At 73.8% G+C, this 17,420-nt stretch carries 17 protein-coding genes; 12 read left to right on the forward strand and 5 right to left on the reverse strand.

Annotated features, from left to right (window positions below; all coding sequences use genetic code 11):
* Positions 1-466: 466 nt before the first annotated feature.
* The 4 genes from IQ279_RS03305 to IQ279_RS03320 all read right to left on the reverse strand — a co-directional run bounded on the left by IQ279_RS03305 (position 467) and on the right by IQ279_RS03320 (position 3,312).
* Entirely contained in the window at positions 467-1,870 is a 1,404-nt protein-coding gene (locus IQ279_RS03305; protein WP_206346772.1) for an SWIM zinc finger family protein, read from the reverse strand.
* A gap of 59 nt (positions 1,871-1,929) precedes the next feature.
* Positions 1,930-2,136: a DUF397 domain-containing protein gene (locus IQ279_RS03310; protein WP_206346773.1), complete on the reverse strand. Its 207-nt coding sequence runs from the start codon at positions 2,134-2,136 to the stop codon at positions 1,930-1,932.
* 85 nt (positions 2,137-2,221) lie between these two features.
* Positions 2,222-2,428: a DUF397 domain-containing protein gene (locus tag IQ279_RS03315; RefSeq protein WP_206346774.1), complete on the reverse strand. Its 207-nt coding sequence runs from the start codon at positions 2,426-2,428 to the stop codon at positions 2,222-2,224.
* Positions 2,425-3,312 (reverse strand): helix-turn-helix domain-containing protein, encoded by an 888-nt coding sequence (locus IQ279_RS03320; protein WP_206346775.1) that lies wholly within the window; start codon positions 3,310-3,312, stop codon positions 2,425-2,427. The genes IQ279_RS03315 and IQ279_RS03320 overlap by 4 nt, the downstream gene beginning before the upstream one ends.
* A 502-nt stretch (positions 3,313-3,814) precedes the next feature.
* Between IQ279_RS03320 and IQ279_RS03325 the strand changes: the two genes are divergently transcribed.
* The 4 genes from IQ279_RS03325 to IQ279_RS03340 all read left to right on the forward strand — a co-directional run bounded on the left by IQ279_RS03325 (position 3,815) and on the right by IQ279_RS03340 (position 8,312).
* Entirely contained in the window at positions 3,815-6,028 is a 2,214-nt protein-coding gene (locus IQ279_RS03325; protein WP_241027543.1) for an RNA degradosome polyphosphate kinase, read from the forward strand.
* Positions 6,012-7,211, forward strand: a complete 1,200-nt coding sequence (locus tag IQ279_RS03330; RefSeq protein WP_307792113.1) for a CHAD domain-containing protein — start codon at positions 6,012-6,014, stop codon at positions 7,209-7,211. Before IQ279_RS03325 ends, IQ279_RS03330 begins: the two co-directional genes overlap by 17 nt.
* Positions 7,211-7,732: an NUDIX hydrolase gene (locus tag IQ279_RS03335; RefSeq protein ID WP_206346778.1), complete on the forward strand. Its 522-nt coding sequence runs from the start codon at positions 7,211-7,213 to the stop codon at positions 7,730-7,732. Before IQ279_RS03330 ends, IQ279_RS03335 begins: the two co-directional genes overlap by 1 nt.
* Before the next feature lie 157 nt (positions 7,733-7,889).
* Complete coding sequence (locus tag IQ279_RS03340; protein ID WP_206346779.1) at positions 7,890-8,312, forward strand: Hsp20/alpha crystallin family protein; 423 nt, start codon at positions 7,890-7,892, stop codon at positions 8,310-8,312.
* Between the two features lie 67 nt (positions 8,313-8,379).
* Here the strand turns inward: IQ279_RS03340 and IQ279_RS03345 are convergent, their stop codons facing one another.
* Positions 8,380-9,207 (reverse strand): class I SAM-dependent methyltransferase, encoded by an 828-nt coding sequence (locus IQ279_RS03345; RefSeq protein WP_206346780.1) that lies wholly within the window; start codon positions 9,205-9,207, stop codon positions 8,380-8,382.
* A gap of 202 nt (positions 9,208-9,409) precedes the next feature.
* On the opposite strand from IQ279_RS03345, the gene mshA reads away from it, so the two are divergent.
* The 8 genes from mshA to IQ279_RS03385 all read left to right on the forward strand — a co-directional run bounded on the left by mshA (position 9,410) and on the right by IQ279_RS03385 (position 17,328).
* Positions 9,410-10,729: a D-inositol-3-phosphate glycosyltransferase gene (gene mshA / locus IQ279_RS03350; protein WP_307792115.1), complete on the forward strand. Its 1,320-nt coding sequence runs from the start codon at positions 9,410-9,412 to the stop codon at positions 10,727-10,729.
* Positions 10,722-11,255 carry a type III secretion system chaperone family protein gene (locus IQ279_RS03355; protein ID WP_206346781.1) on the forward strand — a complete coding sequence of 178 codons (534 nt, stop codon included), beginning with the start codon at positions 10,722-10,724 and terminating at the stop codon, positions 11,253-11,255. Before mshA ends, IQ279_RS03355 begins: the two co-directional genes overlap by 8 nt.
* Positions 11,256-11,534: 279 nt before the next feature.
* Positions 11,535-12,749: a substrate-binding domain-containing protein gene (locus IQ279_RS03360; RefSeq protein WP_206346782.1), complete on the forward strand. Its 1,215-nt coding sequence runs from the start codon at positions 11,535-11,537 to the stop codon at positions 12,747-12,749.
* 5 nt (positions 12,750-12,754) lie between these two features.
* Positions 12,755-13,510, forward strand: coding sequence for an ABC transporter ATP-binding protein (locus IQ279_RS03365; protein ID WP_206346783.1), 756 nt, complete (start codon positions 12,755-12,757; stop codon positions 13,508-13,510).
* Positions 13,507-14,331: an ABC transporter ATP-binding protein gene (locus IQ279_RS03370; RefSeq protein ID WP_307792120.1), complete on the forward strand. Its 825-nt coding sequence runs from the start codon at positions 13,507-13,509 to the stop codon at positions 14,329-14,331. The genes IQ279_RS03365 and IQ279_RS03370 overlap by 4 nt, the downstream gene beginning before the upstream one ends.
* Positions 14,331-15,203 (forward strand): branched-chain amino acid ABC transporter permease, encoded by an 873-nt coding sequence (locus IQ279_RS03375; protein ID WP_206346784.1) that lies wholly within the window; start codon positions 14,331-14,333, stop codon positions 15,201-15,203. The genes IQ279_RS03370 and IQ279_RS03375 overlap by 1 nt, the downstream gene beginning before the upstream one ends.
* On the forward strand, positions 15,200-16,360 hold the full coding sequence (locus tag IQ279_RS03380) for a branched-chain amino acid ABC transporter permease (protein WP_206346785.1): 1,161 nt from the start codon (positions 15,200-15,202) through the stop codon (positions 16,358-16,360). The genes IQ279_RS03375 and IQ279_RS03380 overlap by 4 nt, the downstream gene beginning before the upstream one ends.
* Positions 16,357-17,328, forward strand: coding sequence for an alpha/beta fold hydrolase (locus IQ279_RS03385; protein WP_241027544.1), 972 nt, complete (start codon positions 16,357-16,359; stop codon positions 17,326-17,328). Before IQ279_RS03380 ends, IQ279_RS03385 begins: the two co-directional genes overlap by 4 nt.
* The last annotated feature ends 92 nt before the right edge of the window (positions 17,329-17,420 follow it).

Raw genomic sequence — 17,420 nt, forward strand, 5'->3', positions numbered from 1 at the left:
CTCGGCCAGGCGTGCGACCAGCTCGGCCGGGTCGATCCGCCCGTCGGCGGTGGTGGGGGTGGCCAGCAGGAACGGCGGCGGGTCGTTCAGCACCCGCCACGCGGCCTCCAGCAGACGGGCCCCGAGGACCTCCCCGAAGGGCGTGAAGTCGCGTCCGCGCGGATACCACAAGGCATGGGCGTCCGCCGCCGACGGCGGGGGAGGGGTGTCCTCGCCGCACAGCACCGCCGCCACGTAACGGATGTGTCCCTGCCTCGGATCGCCCCACCAGCCGTTCTGCGTGTTCAAGGGGTGGTCGCGTATGACCGGCTCCAGCGCCCGCACCAGGCCGTCGCGGTCCCGGTGGGCGTGGCGGACCAGGCCGTCCAGGGCCCGCTCGAAGGCGGCAGCGTCGACACCGGGGGTGGCGGAGGGCCGGAACTGGGCCGCCCGCGCGGCGGCCGGGCCGGGGCGCCTACCGCGCCGATCACCGGGCACCCGCCGTGGTGGCAGCGATGGTGGTGTCCCCGGCGTCCAGGGTGATGCGCACGGCCAGGGCGTGGCGGCACGGGCCGCGCCCGCCCCGGTAGCGGGCCCACCAGCGGCAGGTGCAGCTCAGCCCCTCGCTCCCGGACCGCACCCGGTGGTCGTGGTCGCCGGCGGCGACGGTGAAGGTGCCGTCGGCCTCCGCTCGTACCGCACCGGCCGCCACCAGCTCGCGGGCGGCGCGCAGCCGGGGGTTGTGCCGCTCGGCCCGCCCGGCGTCGTAGGGCAGCTCGCGGTGGAAGTACGCCGCCTCGGCGGTGTCGTAGCCGATCCGTCCGGCGGTGCCCAGCACGGTCAGTGCGGCGCGCACCCGCTGCGGCGTCAGGCCCGACCGCCGGGCCAGCTCCCCGACGTCCACACGCGGCTCCCAGGCCAGCAGCACCGAGACCAGATCGGCGTCCTCGGCAGCCTCCTCACCGGACAGCGCCTCCAGCACCGCGCCCTCGCCCGAGAAGCCGCGCGCGGGATCGGGGGAGAGGGCGAGGGTGAGCCGCATCCCCGGCAGCAGCAGCTCCCAGGCGGAGGCCGCCGAGCCGCTCGCGGTCGTCGCGGGCGGCCCGTACAGGCGCAGCCCGGTGGCGTGGCGCAGCACCCGCAGCAGGGCCGAGAGCCGGTCCGGGCCGGGCAGGCAGACGGCGCCGGGCACGGGCCGGGTGGTCGGCCGCAGGGAACGCCCGGCCTGCACCACCCAGAGAGCGGACCCCGAACCCGGACGGGTGCGCGGCAGGGAACGCAGGAGGCGCACCGCCTCGGCGGCGGTGACCTCCGCGCGCAGGTCGAAGGCGGAGGCGATCACCTGGGTCTCGGCGAAGCCGCGCAGCCAGCGGTCCGGCAGCGGCACCTTCTTCTCCACCACCGGCCCGTCGAAGGTGGTCACCTCCATCTCCTCCGGACCGACCCGCAGATGGAGGGGATCGGAGGGGCCCACCCGGACCAGTGCCTCGCGCAGCGGGTTGTTGACGTCCACATTGGTGGTGCCGTGGCCGATGTCGTCCCCGTCCAGGCCCTCGCCGAGGATGTCGAGACGGGCGTAGACGCCGCAGCAGCCGGAGAACGACTCGAACCGCAGCCGGTCGCCGTTGCCCGTCACCACCGGATCGAGGGACGCGGCCGCCAGGCGCTGGTGGTAGCGGGCCGAGGCCACGTCGGCGACGGACAGCAGAGCCGCGGCGGCGGCCTCGGGCGCGGTCACTAACCCGGAGAAGAACCGGGGATGCGCGCTCATCCCCGCCGGCGTCGCCCCGCCCGAGGTCTCCAGCCCCAGCTCGGGCCCGCCCGCGCCGCCGCGCACGGTCGAGGGCCGGAGATAGGTGTAGGTGTGCACCGCTGATGCCGTGGTCGTCATGGCACACGAACGTAGAGGCGACCTCTGACATTCAGTCCGAACGGCTGTGGACCACCCGGTCAGCGACCGGCGGCGTACGCGGTGAAGCCGGCCCATGCCTCCAGCGCGAAGGCGAGCCGGGGCCCCTGGGCGTTCTTGGAGTCGCGGACGTGGGCGGTGCCGGGGGTAGCCGCGACCTCGACGCAGTCGGGGCCGTCGTTGGTGCTGTAACTGCTCTTGGCCCACTCCAGCTCCGAGCCGTCTCCGGCGGAGGGCTTGAGGGTCATGTCATCTCTCCCAGCGGTTTTCCGATGAAAGCCGACGTTCCTCGGGGCGGGCGTCCGGACCCGGACGCCGTGGCGCAGGCGCGGATCAGCGCCCTGCGGTGTGCGCGATGAAGTCGGCCCATGCACCCGGTGCGAAGGCGAGCCGGGCGCCTCGTATGCGCTTGGAGTCGCGGACGTGGATGGTGCCGGGTGTGGCCGCGACCTCGACGCAGTCGGGTCCGTCGTTGCTGCTGTGGCTGCTCTTGGTCCACTTCAGCTCGGAGCCGTCTCCGGCGGAGGGCTTGAAGGTCATGTGATCTCTCCCAGTAGTTTCTCGATGAAGGCCAGCGATTCCCGAGGAGGCAAGGCCTGCGCTCTGATCATCCCGTACCTCATCTCAAGGATCTGGACCTCTCTGGGATCGGAGACCAGACGGCTGGTCAGCTGAGCTTCGGAGTAACCCACCGTCGTACCGTCCTTGATCTTCAGTACGCGAAGTTCGCCGGCCATCCCCGCGTGCTTTGCACGGTCTGTCGGCATCACCTGGATCTCGACGTTCCGCAACTGGCCTACTTCCAGAAGGTGTTCGAGCTGGCGACGCAGCACCATTCTGCCTCCGATCGGACGCCGCAGTGTCACCTCTTCCTGGACAAAGGTCAGCAGAGGGGCGGGCCGACGTCCGAAGATCTCCTGCCGGGCCATCCGAGCGGCCACCTGTCGGTCGATCTCGTCCTCACCGTATGGTGGGAGCCGCATCTCGAACAGCGCTCGTGTGTACTCCTCCGTCTGCAACAGGCCGTGCATGTTGTGATTGGCGTACGCGCCCAGCTCGACGGCCTCGGACTCCAGCTTGGCCAGATCGCGCACTTTCTTCGGGTACCGGGCCTCCTCCACGTCCTTCTTCATCGCGGCGAGCTTGCCGTCCGCGCCCATGACCCGGTCCGCCTTGGTCAGGAAGTCCGGGTGCGGCAGCCGCCTGGCGCGCTCGACGGCCGAGACCATGCCCAGGCTGTAGCCGATGGCGTCGCCCAGCTCCTGCTGCGTCAGGCCCGCTCCTTCTCGCCACAGCTTGATCTGGCGGCAGGTGGCCCGGACCGCCGGGCCGTAGTCGTCCTCCCAGTCCTCCTCCCAGGAAGCGCCGTCCGCGCCGTCCGTGGTGTGGTCCGAGCGGTCCCTGCCGCAGTTGTCCGTGCTCATGTGCACCGTCCCCTCCGTCACGCCCGTGTCCAACGGGCTCGCCCCCGGCCCGTCACCCCGTACAGGCCGCACAGATCCGGCCCGCGACTCCACAGCGGCCGGTGTCCGGGGCACCGCCGGATCGCCGCCATCGGCCACAGTAGTGATGTATCGGTCACTATGGGTGACGAGAGTTCGAAAATCGCTCGAACGGGAAATTCCGCCTCGCTCGGCCCCGGCTCGTACCCCGCCCACCCCGCCCCGGCGGCACCCACCGCACACCGCCGTACACTCCCGGAGCACCGCCGCGACGGTTCGCCGGAGCGAATCGTTCCGGTTTCCGGCACCCGCGCGAAGTGCGGGGATCGCCTGACAGCCATGTCGGCTTAACCGGCGATTCAAACTCGCTTGCGAGCATCGCGGAATGCAGCCCGTCGTGCCGAAGGCGTCGGCCCCGGGGCCACGCCCCGGGCCGCAGCTTCCCGACGCGCCGTTGCCTCTGGCGGCGCGGAACAATGGAGGAATGAGCCAGCCTGTCCAGCCTTCAGTCGGTTCCATCGCCGCCTCGCGTCCCCACGCCATGATCACGCCGGGGCACGCGATCGAGCCCGACCTCGACAGCGACTCCGACGCCTACCGGGAGGGCGAGGGCCCCGACGGGGCGGACGAGGAGCTGCCGCAGGGACGTTTCCTCGACCGGGAGCGCAGCTGGCTCGCCTTCAACGAGCGGGTGCTGGAGCTGGCCGAGGACCCCGCCACGCCGCTGCTGGAGCGGGCGAACTTCCTGGCCATCTTCGCCAGCAACCTCGACGAGTTCTTCATGGTGCGCGTCGCCGGCCTCAAGCGCCGCATCGCCACCGGCGTGGCCACCCGCTCCGCCTCCGGCCTCCAGCCGCGCGAGGTGCTGGAGCTGATCTGGAACCGCTCGCGCGAGCTCATGGCCCGGCACGCCGCCTGCTTCCAGCAGGACGTCCTGCCCGCCCTGGCCGACGAGGGCATCCACCTGGTGCGCTGGCCGGACCTGACGGAGAAGGAGCAGGCCCGCCTGTTCACCCTCTTCCGGCAGCAGATCTACCCCGTGCTGACCCCGCTGGCGGTGGACCCGGCGCACCCCTTCCCCTACATCTCCGGGCTGTCGCTGAACCTGGCCGTGGTGGTGCGCAACCCGGTCAGCGGGCACAACCACTTCGCGCGGGTGAAGGTGCCGCCGCTGCTGTCCCGCTTCCTGGAGGCCTCCCCGCAGCGCTACGTGCCGATCGAGGACGTGATCGCGGCCCACCTGGAGGAGCTGTTCCCCGGGATGGAGGTCCTCGCCCACCACATGTTCCGGGTCACCCGCAACGAGGACCTGGAGGTGGAGGAGGACGACGCCGAGAACCTGCTGATGGCGCTGGAGAAGGAGCTGATGCGGCGCCGCTTCGGCCCGCCGGTGCGCCTGGAGGTCGAGGAGTCCATCGACCCGTACGTGCTGGACCTGCTGGTGCGCGAGCTGAAGGTGACCGAGGCCGAGGTCTACCCGCTGCCCGGCCCGCTGGACCTCACCGGCCTGTTCGGGATCGCCTCGCTGGACAGGCCGGAGCTGAAGTACCGCAAGTTCGTCGCCGGCACTCACCGCGACCTGGCCGAGGTCGAGTCGGCGTCCGCGCCCGACGTCTTCGGTGCGCTGCGCGAGCGCGACGTGCTGCTGCACCACCCCTACGACTCCTTCTCCACCTCCGTGCAGCGCTTCCTGGAGCAGGCCGCGGCCGATCCGGACGTGCTGGCGATCAAGCAGACGCTGTACCGCACCTCCGGCGACTCCCCGATCGTGGACGCGCTGATAGACGCGGCCGAGTCCGGCAAGCAGGTGCTGGTGCTGGTGGAGATCAAGGCCCGCTTCGACGAGCAGGCCAACATCAAGTGGGCGCGGAAGCTGGAGGAGGCCGGCTGCCACGTCGTCTACGGCCTCGTCGGCCTCAAGACGCACTGCAAGCTGTCGCTGGTGGTGCGGCAGGAGGGCGAGACGCTGCGCCGCTACAGCCACGTCGGCACCGGCAACTACCACCCCAAGACCGCCCGCCTGTACGAGGACCTGGGCCTGCTGACGGCCGACCCGCAGGTCGGCGCCGATCTGTCCGACCTGTTCAACCGGCTGTCGGGCTACTCGCGCCGCACCACCTACCGCCGGCTGCTGGTCGCGCCCAGCTCGCTGCGCGACGGGCTGATCCAGCGCGTCAACCGCGAGATGGCCCACCACCGGGCCGGGCGGCCGGCGTATGTGCGGATCAAGGTCAACTCGATCGTCGACGAGGCGCTCGTCGACTCCCTCTACCGCGCCTCCCGGGCCGGGGTGCCCGTGGACGTGTGGGTGCGCGGCATCTGCGCGGTGCGGCCGGGGGTGGCGGGGCTGTCGGAGAACATCCGGGTGCGCAGCGTGCTGGGGCGCTTCCTGGAGCACTCCCGGGTCTTCGCCTTCGCGGGCGGAGGCGATCCGGAGGTGTGGATCGGCAGCGCCGACATGATGCACCGCAACCTCGACCGGCGCATCGAGGCGCTGGTACGGGTCACCGACCCCGGCCACCGGGCCGCCCTCGACCGGCTGCTGGAGACCGGCATGGCGGACACCACCGCCTCCTGGCACCTCGGCCCGGACGGCGAGTGGACGCGCCATGCGACCGACGCCGAGGGACGGCCCCTGCGGAACGTCCAGGAAATGCTCATCGACGCCCGGAGGCGCCGACGTGGTCCAGCCACATGACCTGCCCCTCAGCGCGGCCGACGGGGGAGGGGAGCCGTATCCGCGGACGCTTCCGGAAGTCCGCGAGGGCCCCGGCGAGGTGCTCTCGGATCTGGGGGAGGCCACGGCGGGCGAGGTGCTGGCCGAATACCTCCACCGGCAGGCCACCGGTTTCCTGCGCGGCCTGCGGCTGCACGAGGAGAGCGCGGGCAGCGCGGAGTCGGCGGCCGTCGCGGCCGAGGCCGTGCGGACGATGCGCCGCTGCGCCCGCCGTGTCGGCGCGGCGCTGCGGGTCTACCGGCCGCTGACGGAGGCCGCCCGGGCCGAACAGCTCGGCTCCGAGCTGGCCTGGCTGTCGGGCGTGCTGGGGCGGGAGCGGGCGTACGAGGTGCGGCTGGAGCGGCTGCTGGGGGCGCTGCACCGGCTGTCGTCGGCGCCGTCGGGGACCGCGGGTGCCGACGGCGCCGCCCCTGCCGGACCGCCCGCCCGGCGCGGCTCCTCCTCGCCCGGCGGCGGCCTGGGGATCGGCGCGGCCCGCGCCGGGGCACTGCTGGAGCGGCAGCTCACCCTCGCCCGGACCCGCGCCCACTCCGCCGCCCTCCAGACGCTCGGCTCGGCCCGCTTCCACGCCGTGGCCGACGCGGTCGCCGTCCTGGCCTCCGAGGCGCCGCTGGCCGGTGAGGCCGCCGCCCGCCCGGCCGCAGGCGTGCTGCCGCCGCTGGCCGAGCTGGCCCACCGGCGGGTGGCTGAGGCGGTGGACGCGCTGCCGCTGACCCGGGCCCGCCAGTCGTACAACGGCGAGGCGTTCGCCCACACCCTCGTCGTGGACGGGGAACTGGACGCGGCCTGGAACCAGGTGCGGCTGCTGGTGCGGCTGCGCCGCTACGCCCACGAGGTGCTGGGCGCCGACGATCCCGCGCTGACCGCCGCGAGCCGGGCGCTGGACCGGCACCGGGACGCCGCCGAGGCGGCCTCGGCGGCGGCGGCCGCCGCCCGTACCCCCCGTATCGCCCCCGCCACCGCCTATGCGCTGGGGGTGCTCCACGCCGATCAGCGGCACGAGGTGGAGGCGGCGAGGTTCGGCTTCGGGCGGCTGTGGCGCCCGGCGGCCTCCGTCCACCGGGCCCGGCACGCCGGAGCGGACCAGCAGGCGCCGGGGACGGACGCGGCTCCGGTGGCCTTCGGCGCGGAGTGGGGCCGCTGATGGGCGGCCCGGGCGCCGGCCCCGCGCCCGGCTCGGACTCCGGCTCCGGCTCACGTTCCGGCCCCGGCTCCGGCCCCCGCTCCCGTACGATCCGCGCGGCCGGCTGTGTGCTGTGGCGCCGTACACGCTCCGGCGGGGGGACGGGCGAAGGCGCCCGCGCCGGCGGGGCGGACATCGAGATCGCGCTCGTCCACCGCCCCAAGTGGGACGACTGGTCGCATCCCAAGGGCAAGCTCAAGCAGGGCGAGACGGCCCTGCCCGCGGCGGTGCGCGAGGTGCGCGAGGAGACCGGCATGTCCTGCACACCGGGTGCGGTGCTGCCCACCACGCGCTACGAGACCGGCGGCCGGACCAAGGAGGTCCGCTACTGGGCGGCCGAGGCGACCGGCGGGGCCTTCACTCCCGGCGACGAGGTGGACCGGCTGCTGTGGCTGCCCCCGCAGGAGGCCCGGCGGCGGCTCACCCAGGAGCAGGACCGGCTGCTCGTCGACGCCCTGCTGGCCGCCCTCCACCTCGGCTGAAGCCCCGGCCCGGTTCTCCCGACCAACACCCGAAGCACCTGCCCTGAGCTGCCATTTCAGCAGACTTGAGTCATCACTTGTCAATTTTCCTTCCTGGAGTTATACAAGAGTCAGAGGGCATCACAGGACGCAGTGCCGAGGAAGGAGATGACCCGTGATGCTGATGCGCACCGACCCGTTCCGCGAGCTCGACCGCCTCACCGAGCAGCTGCTGGGCACCACGGCCCGCCCGGTCGGAATGCCGATGGACGCCTACCGTTCCGGTGACGACGTGGTGGTCCACTTCGACCTCCCCGGCGTCGACCCGGAGAGCATCGACCTCGATGTCGAGCGCAACGTCCTGACCGTCCACGCCGAGCGCCGGTGGCTCGGGCCGGAGGACGCCGAGCGGATCGCCGCCGAGCGGCCCACCGGCAAGTTCAGCCGGCAGCTGTTCCTCGGCGACACCCTCGACACCGACCGGATCGACGCCTCGTACGACGCCGGTGTCCTGACGCTGCGCATCCCGGTGGCCGAGCAGGCCAAGCCGCGCAAGATCCAGGTCAGCGGCGGCTCCGGAAAGAAGCAGCTGACCGGCTGACCAGTCGGCCGGTCGAGCGGCCGGCCCCGAGGGCGCCGAGGGCCCGAGGAATTCGGGCCCCGCGCCCTCACGTCCCCTTCCCGCCCCCGCCGCCCGGCGCCAGGGCCTCCCACCGCACGGTGACCTCGCCCTGGCGCCAGCGGCGCGGCCCGTCCAGGACCGGCCAGCGGGCGGCGACCTCCTTCACCGAACGCATCCAGCGCTGGCGCGCACCCAGCGCGGCGTACGGCGAGGCCGCCGCCCAGGCCCGGTCCAGGTCGAGCAGGAAGGCGTGCACCGGCTCACCGGGCACATTGCGGTGGATGAGCGCCTTGGGCAGCCGTTCGGCCAGGTCGGACGGGGTGCCCAGGGAGCCGAGCCGGGTCGCGAACGTCACCGTGCGCGGCCCCTCCGGGCCGATCGCCACCCACACGTGCCGCCGCCCGATCTCGTCGCACGTCCCCTCCACCAGCAGCCCACCGGGTGCCAGGCGGCCGCGCAGCCGGTCCCAGACGGGGGCAACCTCCCCCTCGTCGTACTGCCGCAGCACGTTCGCGGCCCGGATCAGCGCGGGCCGCCGCCCGCCCGGCAGCGGCACCTCGAAACCGCCGTGGGCGAAGACCAGTCCGGGGCGCTCGTAGGGGCGGGCCGCCTCGACCCGCGCCGGATCGATCTCGATCCCGGTGACGCTCACGGACCCGCACGCCGTACGTAGCCGTTCCAGCAGCTCGACGGCCGTCCAGGGCGCGGCGCCGTACCCCAGGTCCACGGCGACGGGGCCGTGAGGGCCGGCGGCGCGGCGCAGCGCGGGGCCGTGGACTGCGGCGATCCAGCGGTCCATGCGCCGCAGCCGGTTCGGATTCGTCGTTCCCCGCGTGACGGCCCCCACCGGCCGCTCCGCCCCACGCCTGCCCATGCCCGCAACCCTACGGTCCGCCGCGCACCGCCCGGCGCGGGCCCGGCAGCCGTCCGCGCCCGCGTGTCACGCCCGCGCGCCGTGTGCCGCGTCACGGTTTGGCAAAGCGAGCGGGCGCGGGAAGGGAACGGCCCACGCCGGTGTTGACGAACCGAGAGAGCGGACGGTCGCTCGGCGTCCCACCCCGTAGGAGGCAGCGCAGGTGAGCCCGCATCCCACCAGGCTCGGTCGGCGGCTGCACCGGTTCACGCGACGACCCCGCCGCGTGGCCATGCTCAGCGTCCACACCTCGCCGCTGCACCAGCCCGGCACCGGTGACGCCGGCGGCATGAACGTCTACATCGTGGAGCTGGCCAGGCAGCTCGCCGCCCAGGGCACCGAGGTGGAGATCTTCACCCGAGCCACCGCCGCGGCCCTCCCGCCCGCCGTCGAACTCGCCCCCGGCGTACTGGTGCGGCACGTGGACGCCGGCCCCTACGAGGGGCTCGCCAAGGAGGACCTGCCCGCCCAGCTGTGCGCCTTCACCCACGGAGTGATGCGCGCCTGGGCCCGCCACCGGCCCGGCCACTACGACCTGGTCCACTCCCACTACTGGCTCTCCGGCCACGTCGGCTGGCTCGCCGCCGAGCGCTGGGGCGTCCCCCTGGTGCACGCCATGCACACCATGGCCAAGGTCAAGAACGCAGCCCTCGCCGAGGGCGACGCCCCCGAGCCCGCCGCCCGTGTCATCGGCGAGACGCAGATCGTGCGGGCCGCCGACCGGCTCATCGCCAACACCGCCGAGGAGGCGGGCGAGCTCGTCCACCACTACGACGCCGACCCCGCCCGCACGGCAGTCGTCCACCCCGGCGTCAACCTCGACCGCTTCCGTCCCGCCGACGGCCGCGCCGCCGCCCGCGCCCGCCTGGGCCTGCCGCGGGACGCCTTCATACCCCTGTTCGCCGGGCGGATACAGCCGCTCAAGGCCCCCGACGTCCTGCTGCGCGCCACCCGCCTGCTGCTGGACGAGGACCCCTCCCTGCGCGAACGCCTCGTCGTCCCCGTCGTCGGCGGGCCCAGCGGCAGCGGACTGGCCAGGCCCGAGCAGCTCCAGAAGCTCGCCGCCCGACTCGGCATCACCGACGTGGTGCGCTTCCACCCGCCGGTGGGCCAGGAAGTCCTCGCCGACTGGTACCGCGCGGCGAGCGTGCTGGTGATGCCCTCCCACAGCGAGTCCTTCGGGCTGGTCGCCGTCGAGGCGCAGGCGTGCGGCACCCCCGTCGTCGCCGCGGCCGTCGGCGGGCTGCCGGTGGCGGTGCGCGACGGGGTCAGCGGCTTCCTCGTCGACGGCCACGAGCCGGCCGGCTACGCGCGGGCGCTGCGGCACCTGATCGACGGCCGCGAGCTGGCGGCCCGCATGGGCGAGGCGGCCGCCCGCCACGCGAGCGGCTTCGGCTGGGACACCGCAGCCGCCACCACCGCCGAGGTGTACGCCGAGGCGATGGCCGGACGGCGCCGTCGCCTACGATCGGCGCATGGGTGACAAGCGCGACAACAGCGGCGACAGCGACGGTGGCGGCGCGACCGCGAAGGCCAGGGCCGCCATCGAGCGGACGCTGCGCGAGGCCGAGCTGGAGTGGGAGAGCCCGTCCGACGGCAACTACGTCGTCACACTGCCGGGCACCCGCAAACTCTCCACGACCTGCTCCCTGATCGTCGGCAGACACTCCCTGTCCGTCAACGCCTTCGTCGTCCGCCGCCCGGACGAGAACCACGCCGAGGTCCACCGCTGGCTGCTGGAGCGCAACACCCGCCTCTACTGCCTGGGGTACGCCCTCGACAGCCTCGGCGACGTTTATCTGGTGGGGAAGCTGCCGCTGCCGGCCGTCACCCCCGAGGAGGTGGACCGGCTGCTCGGCGTGGTCGTGGAGAACGCCGACGGGGCGTTCAACACCCTGCTGGAGATGGGTTTCGCCACCTCCATCCGCAAGGAGTACGCCTGGCGGACCTCCCGCGGCGAGTCCACGCGCAACCTGGAGGCGTTCGCGCACCTGCTGCGCGACGAGTGAGCGCACGGGCGGGCAGCCGGACCGGCGGACGGTAACCGGCGGACGGCGGCCTGACCGGCGGAACCGGCGGAACCGGCGGAACCGCCCCGCAGGACCGCACCGCGCAACCGGGGGCCCCGGCGCATATGTGGCGACAGTCCATGCGCCGGGGCCTTCCTGTGTCCGGCACGGACATTGCCGGTGCGTGCGGGTGGGGCGGACGCTGCCAGGCATCACCACCACGAGCCGGCCACCCACCGGTGGCCGCCCGTACACGATCCGCCGAGGAGCCCTCCCGCCATGCGCAGACCCGCCATCACCTCCCTCGCCGCGGCAGCCGTGGCAGCCGCACTCGCCACGTCCTGCTCCAGCCCCGGCTCCACCGCCTCCGGCGACGGGGGGGCCGAGGAGGTCGAGGTCGCCCTGATCACCTCCACCAGCGGCCCGCTGGCCTCCTACGGCGAGCAGTACATCCAGGGCTTCGAGGCGGGGCTCGACCACGCCACCGGCGGCACGGGCAAGATCGACGGCGTCGAGATCAAGGTCAGCAGGTACGACGACGGCGGCGACCCCGCCAAGGGCGTCTCGCTGGCCAAGAAGAGCGCCGGCCAGGGCGTGCGGATCATCGCCGGCACGGCCGCCTCCGGCGTCGCCACCCAGATCGCGCCGGTCGCCGCCCAGAACAAGATCCTCTACATCTCCGGACCCGCCGCCACCGACGCCCTCACCGGCGCCAACAAGTACACCTTCCGCTCCGGGCGCCAGACCTTCCAGGACGTGGCCACCGCCCAGCAGATCCTGATGAAGCAGGAGGACGGCGGGAGCGGCGAGGGCGGCAAGGGGAAGAAGGTCGTCGTACTCGCCCAGGACAACGCCTTCGGTCAGGCCAACGTGGCCGCCGTCGAGAGCGTGCTGGGCACCGGCGGCACCACCGTGGACTCCGTCCTCGCCCCGCCCAGCGCCACCGACCTCACCCCGACCGCCACCAAGGTCAAGGCCGCGAAGCCCGACATGGTCTTCGTCGCCTGGGCCGGCGACACCGCCCAGTCGATGTGGACCACCCTCGACCAGCAGGGCGTGCTCGACGCCGCCACCGTCGTCACCGGACTCGACAGCCGCGCCAGCTACCCCGTCTTCGGCAAGGCCCGCGACAAGGTCACCCTCCTGGCGCACTACGTGCCCGGCGCCATCGACAACCCCGAGGCGAAGGCCGTCGAGGAGTACTTCGGCAAGAAGGGCTGGAAGACCGACCTGTTCACCCCCGACGGCTTCAACGCCGCCCAGATGGTCGCCCAGGCCGTCCGCGAGGCCGGCGCCGACGGCGACACCGACGCCATGGTCGAGGCCCTGGAGGGCCACACCTTCGCGGGCGTCAAGGGCGAGAACACCGTCCGCGCGACCGACCACGCCCTGCTCCAGCCCATGTTCCAGGCGGAGTTCGACGGCGACGCGCCGAAGGTGGTCCTCACCGTCGACGCGCAGGGGGTCGCCCCCGCCGAGAAGAAGATCGGCTGACGGCTGTGGCACCTGTCCTCGAACTGAGCGGACTGAGCTGGTCCGTCGGTGCGGCGACCATCGTCGACGGGGTCGAACTAGCAGTGACGGAAGGGGAGTTCGTCGCCGTCATCGGCCCCAACGGCGCCGGCAAGACCTCCCTGTTCAACCTCGTCTCCGGTATCACCCGCCCCACCGCCGGCACCGTCCGCCTGGACGGCGCCGACATCACCGGCCTGCCGCCCCACCGCCGCGCCCGCCGCGGGCTGGGCCGCACCTTCCAGTCCTCCTCCGTCTTCCCGACCATGACCGTCGCCGAGCACGTCGCCCTGGCCGCCCGCGCGGCCGGCGCGAAGCGGATCGCGGAGGACGGGGAGGGCGTGCGGGGCGTACTGGAGCGCGTACGGCTCGCCCGCCGCGCCGGCGACCTCGCCGGGGGCCTGTCCCACGGCGACAAGCGCAAGCTGGAACTCGCCGTGCTGCTCGCCCCCACCCTCGCGCAGGGCGGCTCCTCGCCCGCCGGACCCCGTCTGATGCTCCTGGACGAGCCCATGGCGGGTGTCGCAGCCGAGGAGGTCGGCGAGCTGACCGACGTCATCCGAACCCTCCACCGCACCGAGGGCCGCACCGTGCTGATGGTCGAGCACCACATGGACATCCTGCTCGGCCTGGCCGACCGGGTGGCCGTGATGCACCACGGAACCCTGCTGGCCACCGGCACCCCCGACGCGGTGATGGCCGACCCGACCGTCCAGGAGGCGTACGTGGGGGAGGAACTGTGAGTACACCGGCCGGGCACGAGAGCCCGCAGCCCATCCTGTCCGTGCGCGACCTGCGGGTGCGCATCGGCCAGTCCAGCATCCTCCAGGGCGTCGGCTTCGACGTCGCCCCCACCGGCACCACCGCCCTGCTGGGCCGCAACGGCGTCGGCAAGACCACCACCGTCCGCGCCGTGCTGGGCCTGCTGCCCGAGGAGGGCGAGGTCACCGGCGGCACCGTCCGCCTGGACGGCGAGGACGTCACCGGCCACCGCACCCACACCGTGGTGCGGCGCGGCGTCGGCTACGTGCCCGAGGACCGAGGGGTGTTCGGCTCCCTCACCGTCGCCGAGAACCTCACCCTCGCCGAACGCGCCGGCGGCCCCCACCACTACGACCTCGTCCACGACCTCTTCCCCGAGCTGAAGGCCCGGCGCGCGCAGCGGGCGGGCACCCTCTCCGGCGGCCAGCAGCAGATGGTCGCACTCGCCCGCGCCCTGCTCAACGACAACCGCCTGGTCATCGTCGACGAGCCGACCAAGGGACTGGCGCCCCGCGTCGTCACCGAGGTCGCCGAGGTGCTCCAGCGCGCCGCCGAACGCGTCCCCGTGCTGCTCGTCGAACAGAACCTGGCCGTCGTACGCCGCCTGGCGCGCGACGCCGTGGTGCTGGACGCGGGCCGCACCGTCCACACCGGCGACGCGGCCGAACTCCTCGCCGACCGCGAGCGCACCACGAGCCTGCTCGGCGTCGGCCGCCACGAGCGGTCCGAGCGGTCCGGACAGGCCGAGGAGCGGCCCGAGGAGCGGGAACAGCGCGAGCACGCGACCAAGGAGAGCACCTGATGAGCACGCTGGTCCTGCTCACCCTCACCGGACTGGGCCTGGGCGCCCTGTACTTCCTCATCGCCTCCGGCCTCGCCCTGATCTTCGGCCTGATGGACGTCCTCAACTTCGCCCACGGCGCCTTCCTCACCGTCTCGGCGTACGCGGCCTGGCGCACCGCCGAGACCGTCGGCGGCACGGGCGGGCTGGCGCTGGCCGCGCTGTTCGGCACCGCCACCGGCGCGCTGCTGGCGATCGTCGTCGAACTCGTCCTCATCCGCCGCCTCTACGGGCGTCCCCGCGAGCAGATCCTGGTCACCGTCGGCCTCTCGCTGGCCGTCCCCGCGCTCGTCCAGGCCGTCTGGGGCGCGGACTCCCGCCCCTTCCCCGTCCCCGACGCGCTGTCGGGCACGGTCGGGGTACTGGGCGCGCAGGTGCCGGTCAGCCGCTTCGTGCTGATCGCGGCGGCCCTCGCGGTACTGGCGGCCGTCAACCTCTTCCTGTCCCGCACCCGCTACGGACTGATCGTGCGGGCGGGCGTGGAGGACCGGGCGATGGTCACCGCCCTGGGCATCGACGTCACCCGCGCCTTCACCCTCGTCTTCGCCATCGGCGGCGCCCTCGCCGGACTGGCGGGCGTACTCGGCGGGCTCTACTTCGGCTCGCTCTCACCCCACCAGGGCACCTCGCTGCTGGTGTTCGCCTTCGTCGTGGTGGTCATCGGCGGCATGGGCTCCATCCCCGGTGTGGCGCTCTCCGCGCTCGCCGTCGGCCTGGTGCAGCAGTACGCCAACTACTACGTCGACGGCTACGGCGACTTCGCCGTCGTCGTACTGCTCGCGGCCGTCGTCCTCGCCCGCCCCGCACCCCGACTCGCAGGAGGAGTCGCATGACAGCCTCCCCGGCCTCCCCGGCCTCCTCGGCCGCCCGGGCCACCGCACCGCCCTCCTCCGGCGAGCGGCCCGCACCCACCACCGGGCCCACCGGCCCCGCCGCCCGGCCCGCCCGCCGGTGGCGGGGACTGGCCGCACCGGCCGCCGTACTGGCCGTCCTGGCCCTGCTGCCGTACTCCGCCCTGGAGATCCCGGTACTGCTCGACGGCCCGGTCAACTCGCCCGGATCGCTCCAACTGCTGGCTCTGTGTCTGGTGTTCGGCGGATTCGCCCTCGGCTACGACCTGATGTTCGGCCGCACCGGCCTGCTCTCCTTCGGCCACGCCCTCTACGTCGCCGGCGGCGCGTACGGCACCCAGCTCGCCATGACCGAACTGGGCCTGGGACTCTTCCCCGCCATCGGCCTGGCCCTGGCCGGCGGCACGGCCGCCGCCGTCCTCCTGGGCGCCGTCTCCCTGCGCGGGCTGGCCCTGGGCGGCATCGGCTTCGCCATGGTCACCCTCGCCTTCGCCCAGGCCGGCTCGATCTGGGTGCAGCGCAACCCGGGCGGCCTCACCGGCGGCGAGGAGGGCCTGCCGCTGCACACCGGCGGCGTGCCCGACGCGCTGGTCGGCGTGCAGAACACCGCCAACGTCTACTGGCTGGCCCTGGCCTACCTCGCCCTGACGGCCGCCGTGGTGTGGACGGCCGTGTCCCTGCCGGTCGGCAGGGTCTGGCAGGGCATCCGCGACAACGAGCAGCGGGTCTCCGTCCTGGGCTACGACCCGTTCCGCCACAAGCTCGGCGTCTTCGTCCTGGCCTCCGCCCTCGGCGTGCTGGGCGGCGCGATGCACCTGCTGGTCACTGCGGGCGCCACCCCGCGCTCCAGCACCCCGGAGTTCACCCTCACCCTGCTGGTGATGGTCGTCCTGGGCGGCAGCGGCACCCGCTGGGGCCCGCTGATCGGCGGCGTGCTGTTCACCTTCCTCGACCAGCGGCTGGCGGTGCTGGCGAGCTCGGACCTGGTGCACGGGCTGCCGGGTATCCTGCGCGCGCCGCTGTCGGAGCCGATGGTCGTCCTCGGCACGCTGTTCGTGATCGCCGTGTACGCGGCACCGGGCGGCATCGCGTCGATACGGCGCTCGCTGACCTGGCGGAGGGGAGAGGAGACCCGATGACGGACCCGATGACGGACCCGGCGGCGGACCCGAGGACGGACCCGGCGGCGACCCGGCGCACCGGACGCCCCGGACGCACCGCGGAGGAGACGGCCGTCCCGGTGCGCGGAGGGGAACTGGCCGTCTCGCGGTGGCCCGGCGCCGGGGAACCGGTGATCGCCCTGCACGGCATCACCGCCAACGGCCGCTCCTTCGCCGCCCTGGCCGCCGCCCTGGGCGAGGACACCCCGCTGTACGCCCCCGACCTGCGCGGCCGGGCGCGCAGCGCCGCGCTCCCGGGGCCGTACGGGCTCACCGCCCACACCGAGGACGTCATCGCCCTCCTGGACCACCTGGGACGGGAACGCGCGGTGCTGGTCGGCCACTCCATGGGCGCCTTCGTCGCCGCGCTGACGGCCGCCCGCCACCCGGACCGGATCGCGGGCGTGGTGCTGGTGGACGGCGGCGTGGGCTTCCCCGCCCCCGAGGGGACGGACATCGACGAGCTGCTGGAGGCCGTCATCGGCCCGGCGATGCGGCGGCTGTCGATGACCTTCCCCGACCGGGAGGCGTACCGCGCCTTCTTCCGCGAGCACCCCGCCCTGGGCCCGCACTGGAACGACGACGTCCAGGCCTACATCGACCGCGATCTGGTGGGGCGGGAACCGGAGCTGCGCAGCAGCTGCGTACTGGAGGCGGTACGGGCCGACGGGGCGGACGTCCTGGCCGGCCCGGAGACCGTCGCGGCGGTGCGGACCGCCGCCTCGGCCGGGGTGCCCATGACCCTGCTGTGGGCCGAGCGCGGCATGCTGGACGAGCCGCGGGGGCTGTACGACGAGGACCGCCTCGCCGCGGCCGGCCTCGGCCCCGGAGCCGGTTCCGGTGTGACCGTGCGGTGCGTGCCCGGCGCCAACCACTACTCCGTCCTGCTCGCCCCCGACGCCACGGCGGCCATCCGCGCGGCCCTGGAGACCGTACGGACCGCCTGACCCGCCGCGAGGCCGTCCGGCACGCCGCCGTCCGCACGCGGGCGGCGGCGTGCCGCCACAGGATGCCGGGGCGGACCTCCTGTTCACCGGCC

It is taken from the genome of Streptomyces verrucosisporus, from assembly GCF_017114865.1.
GTDB classification, from domain to species: Bacteria; Actinomycetota; Actinomycetes; order Streptomycetales; family Streptomycetaceae; genus Streptomyces; species Streptomyces fenghuangensis.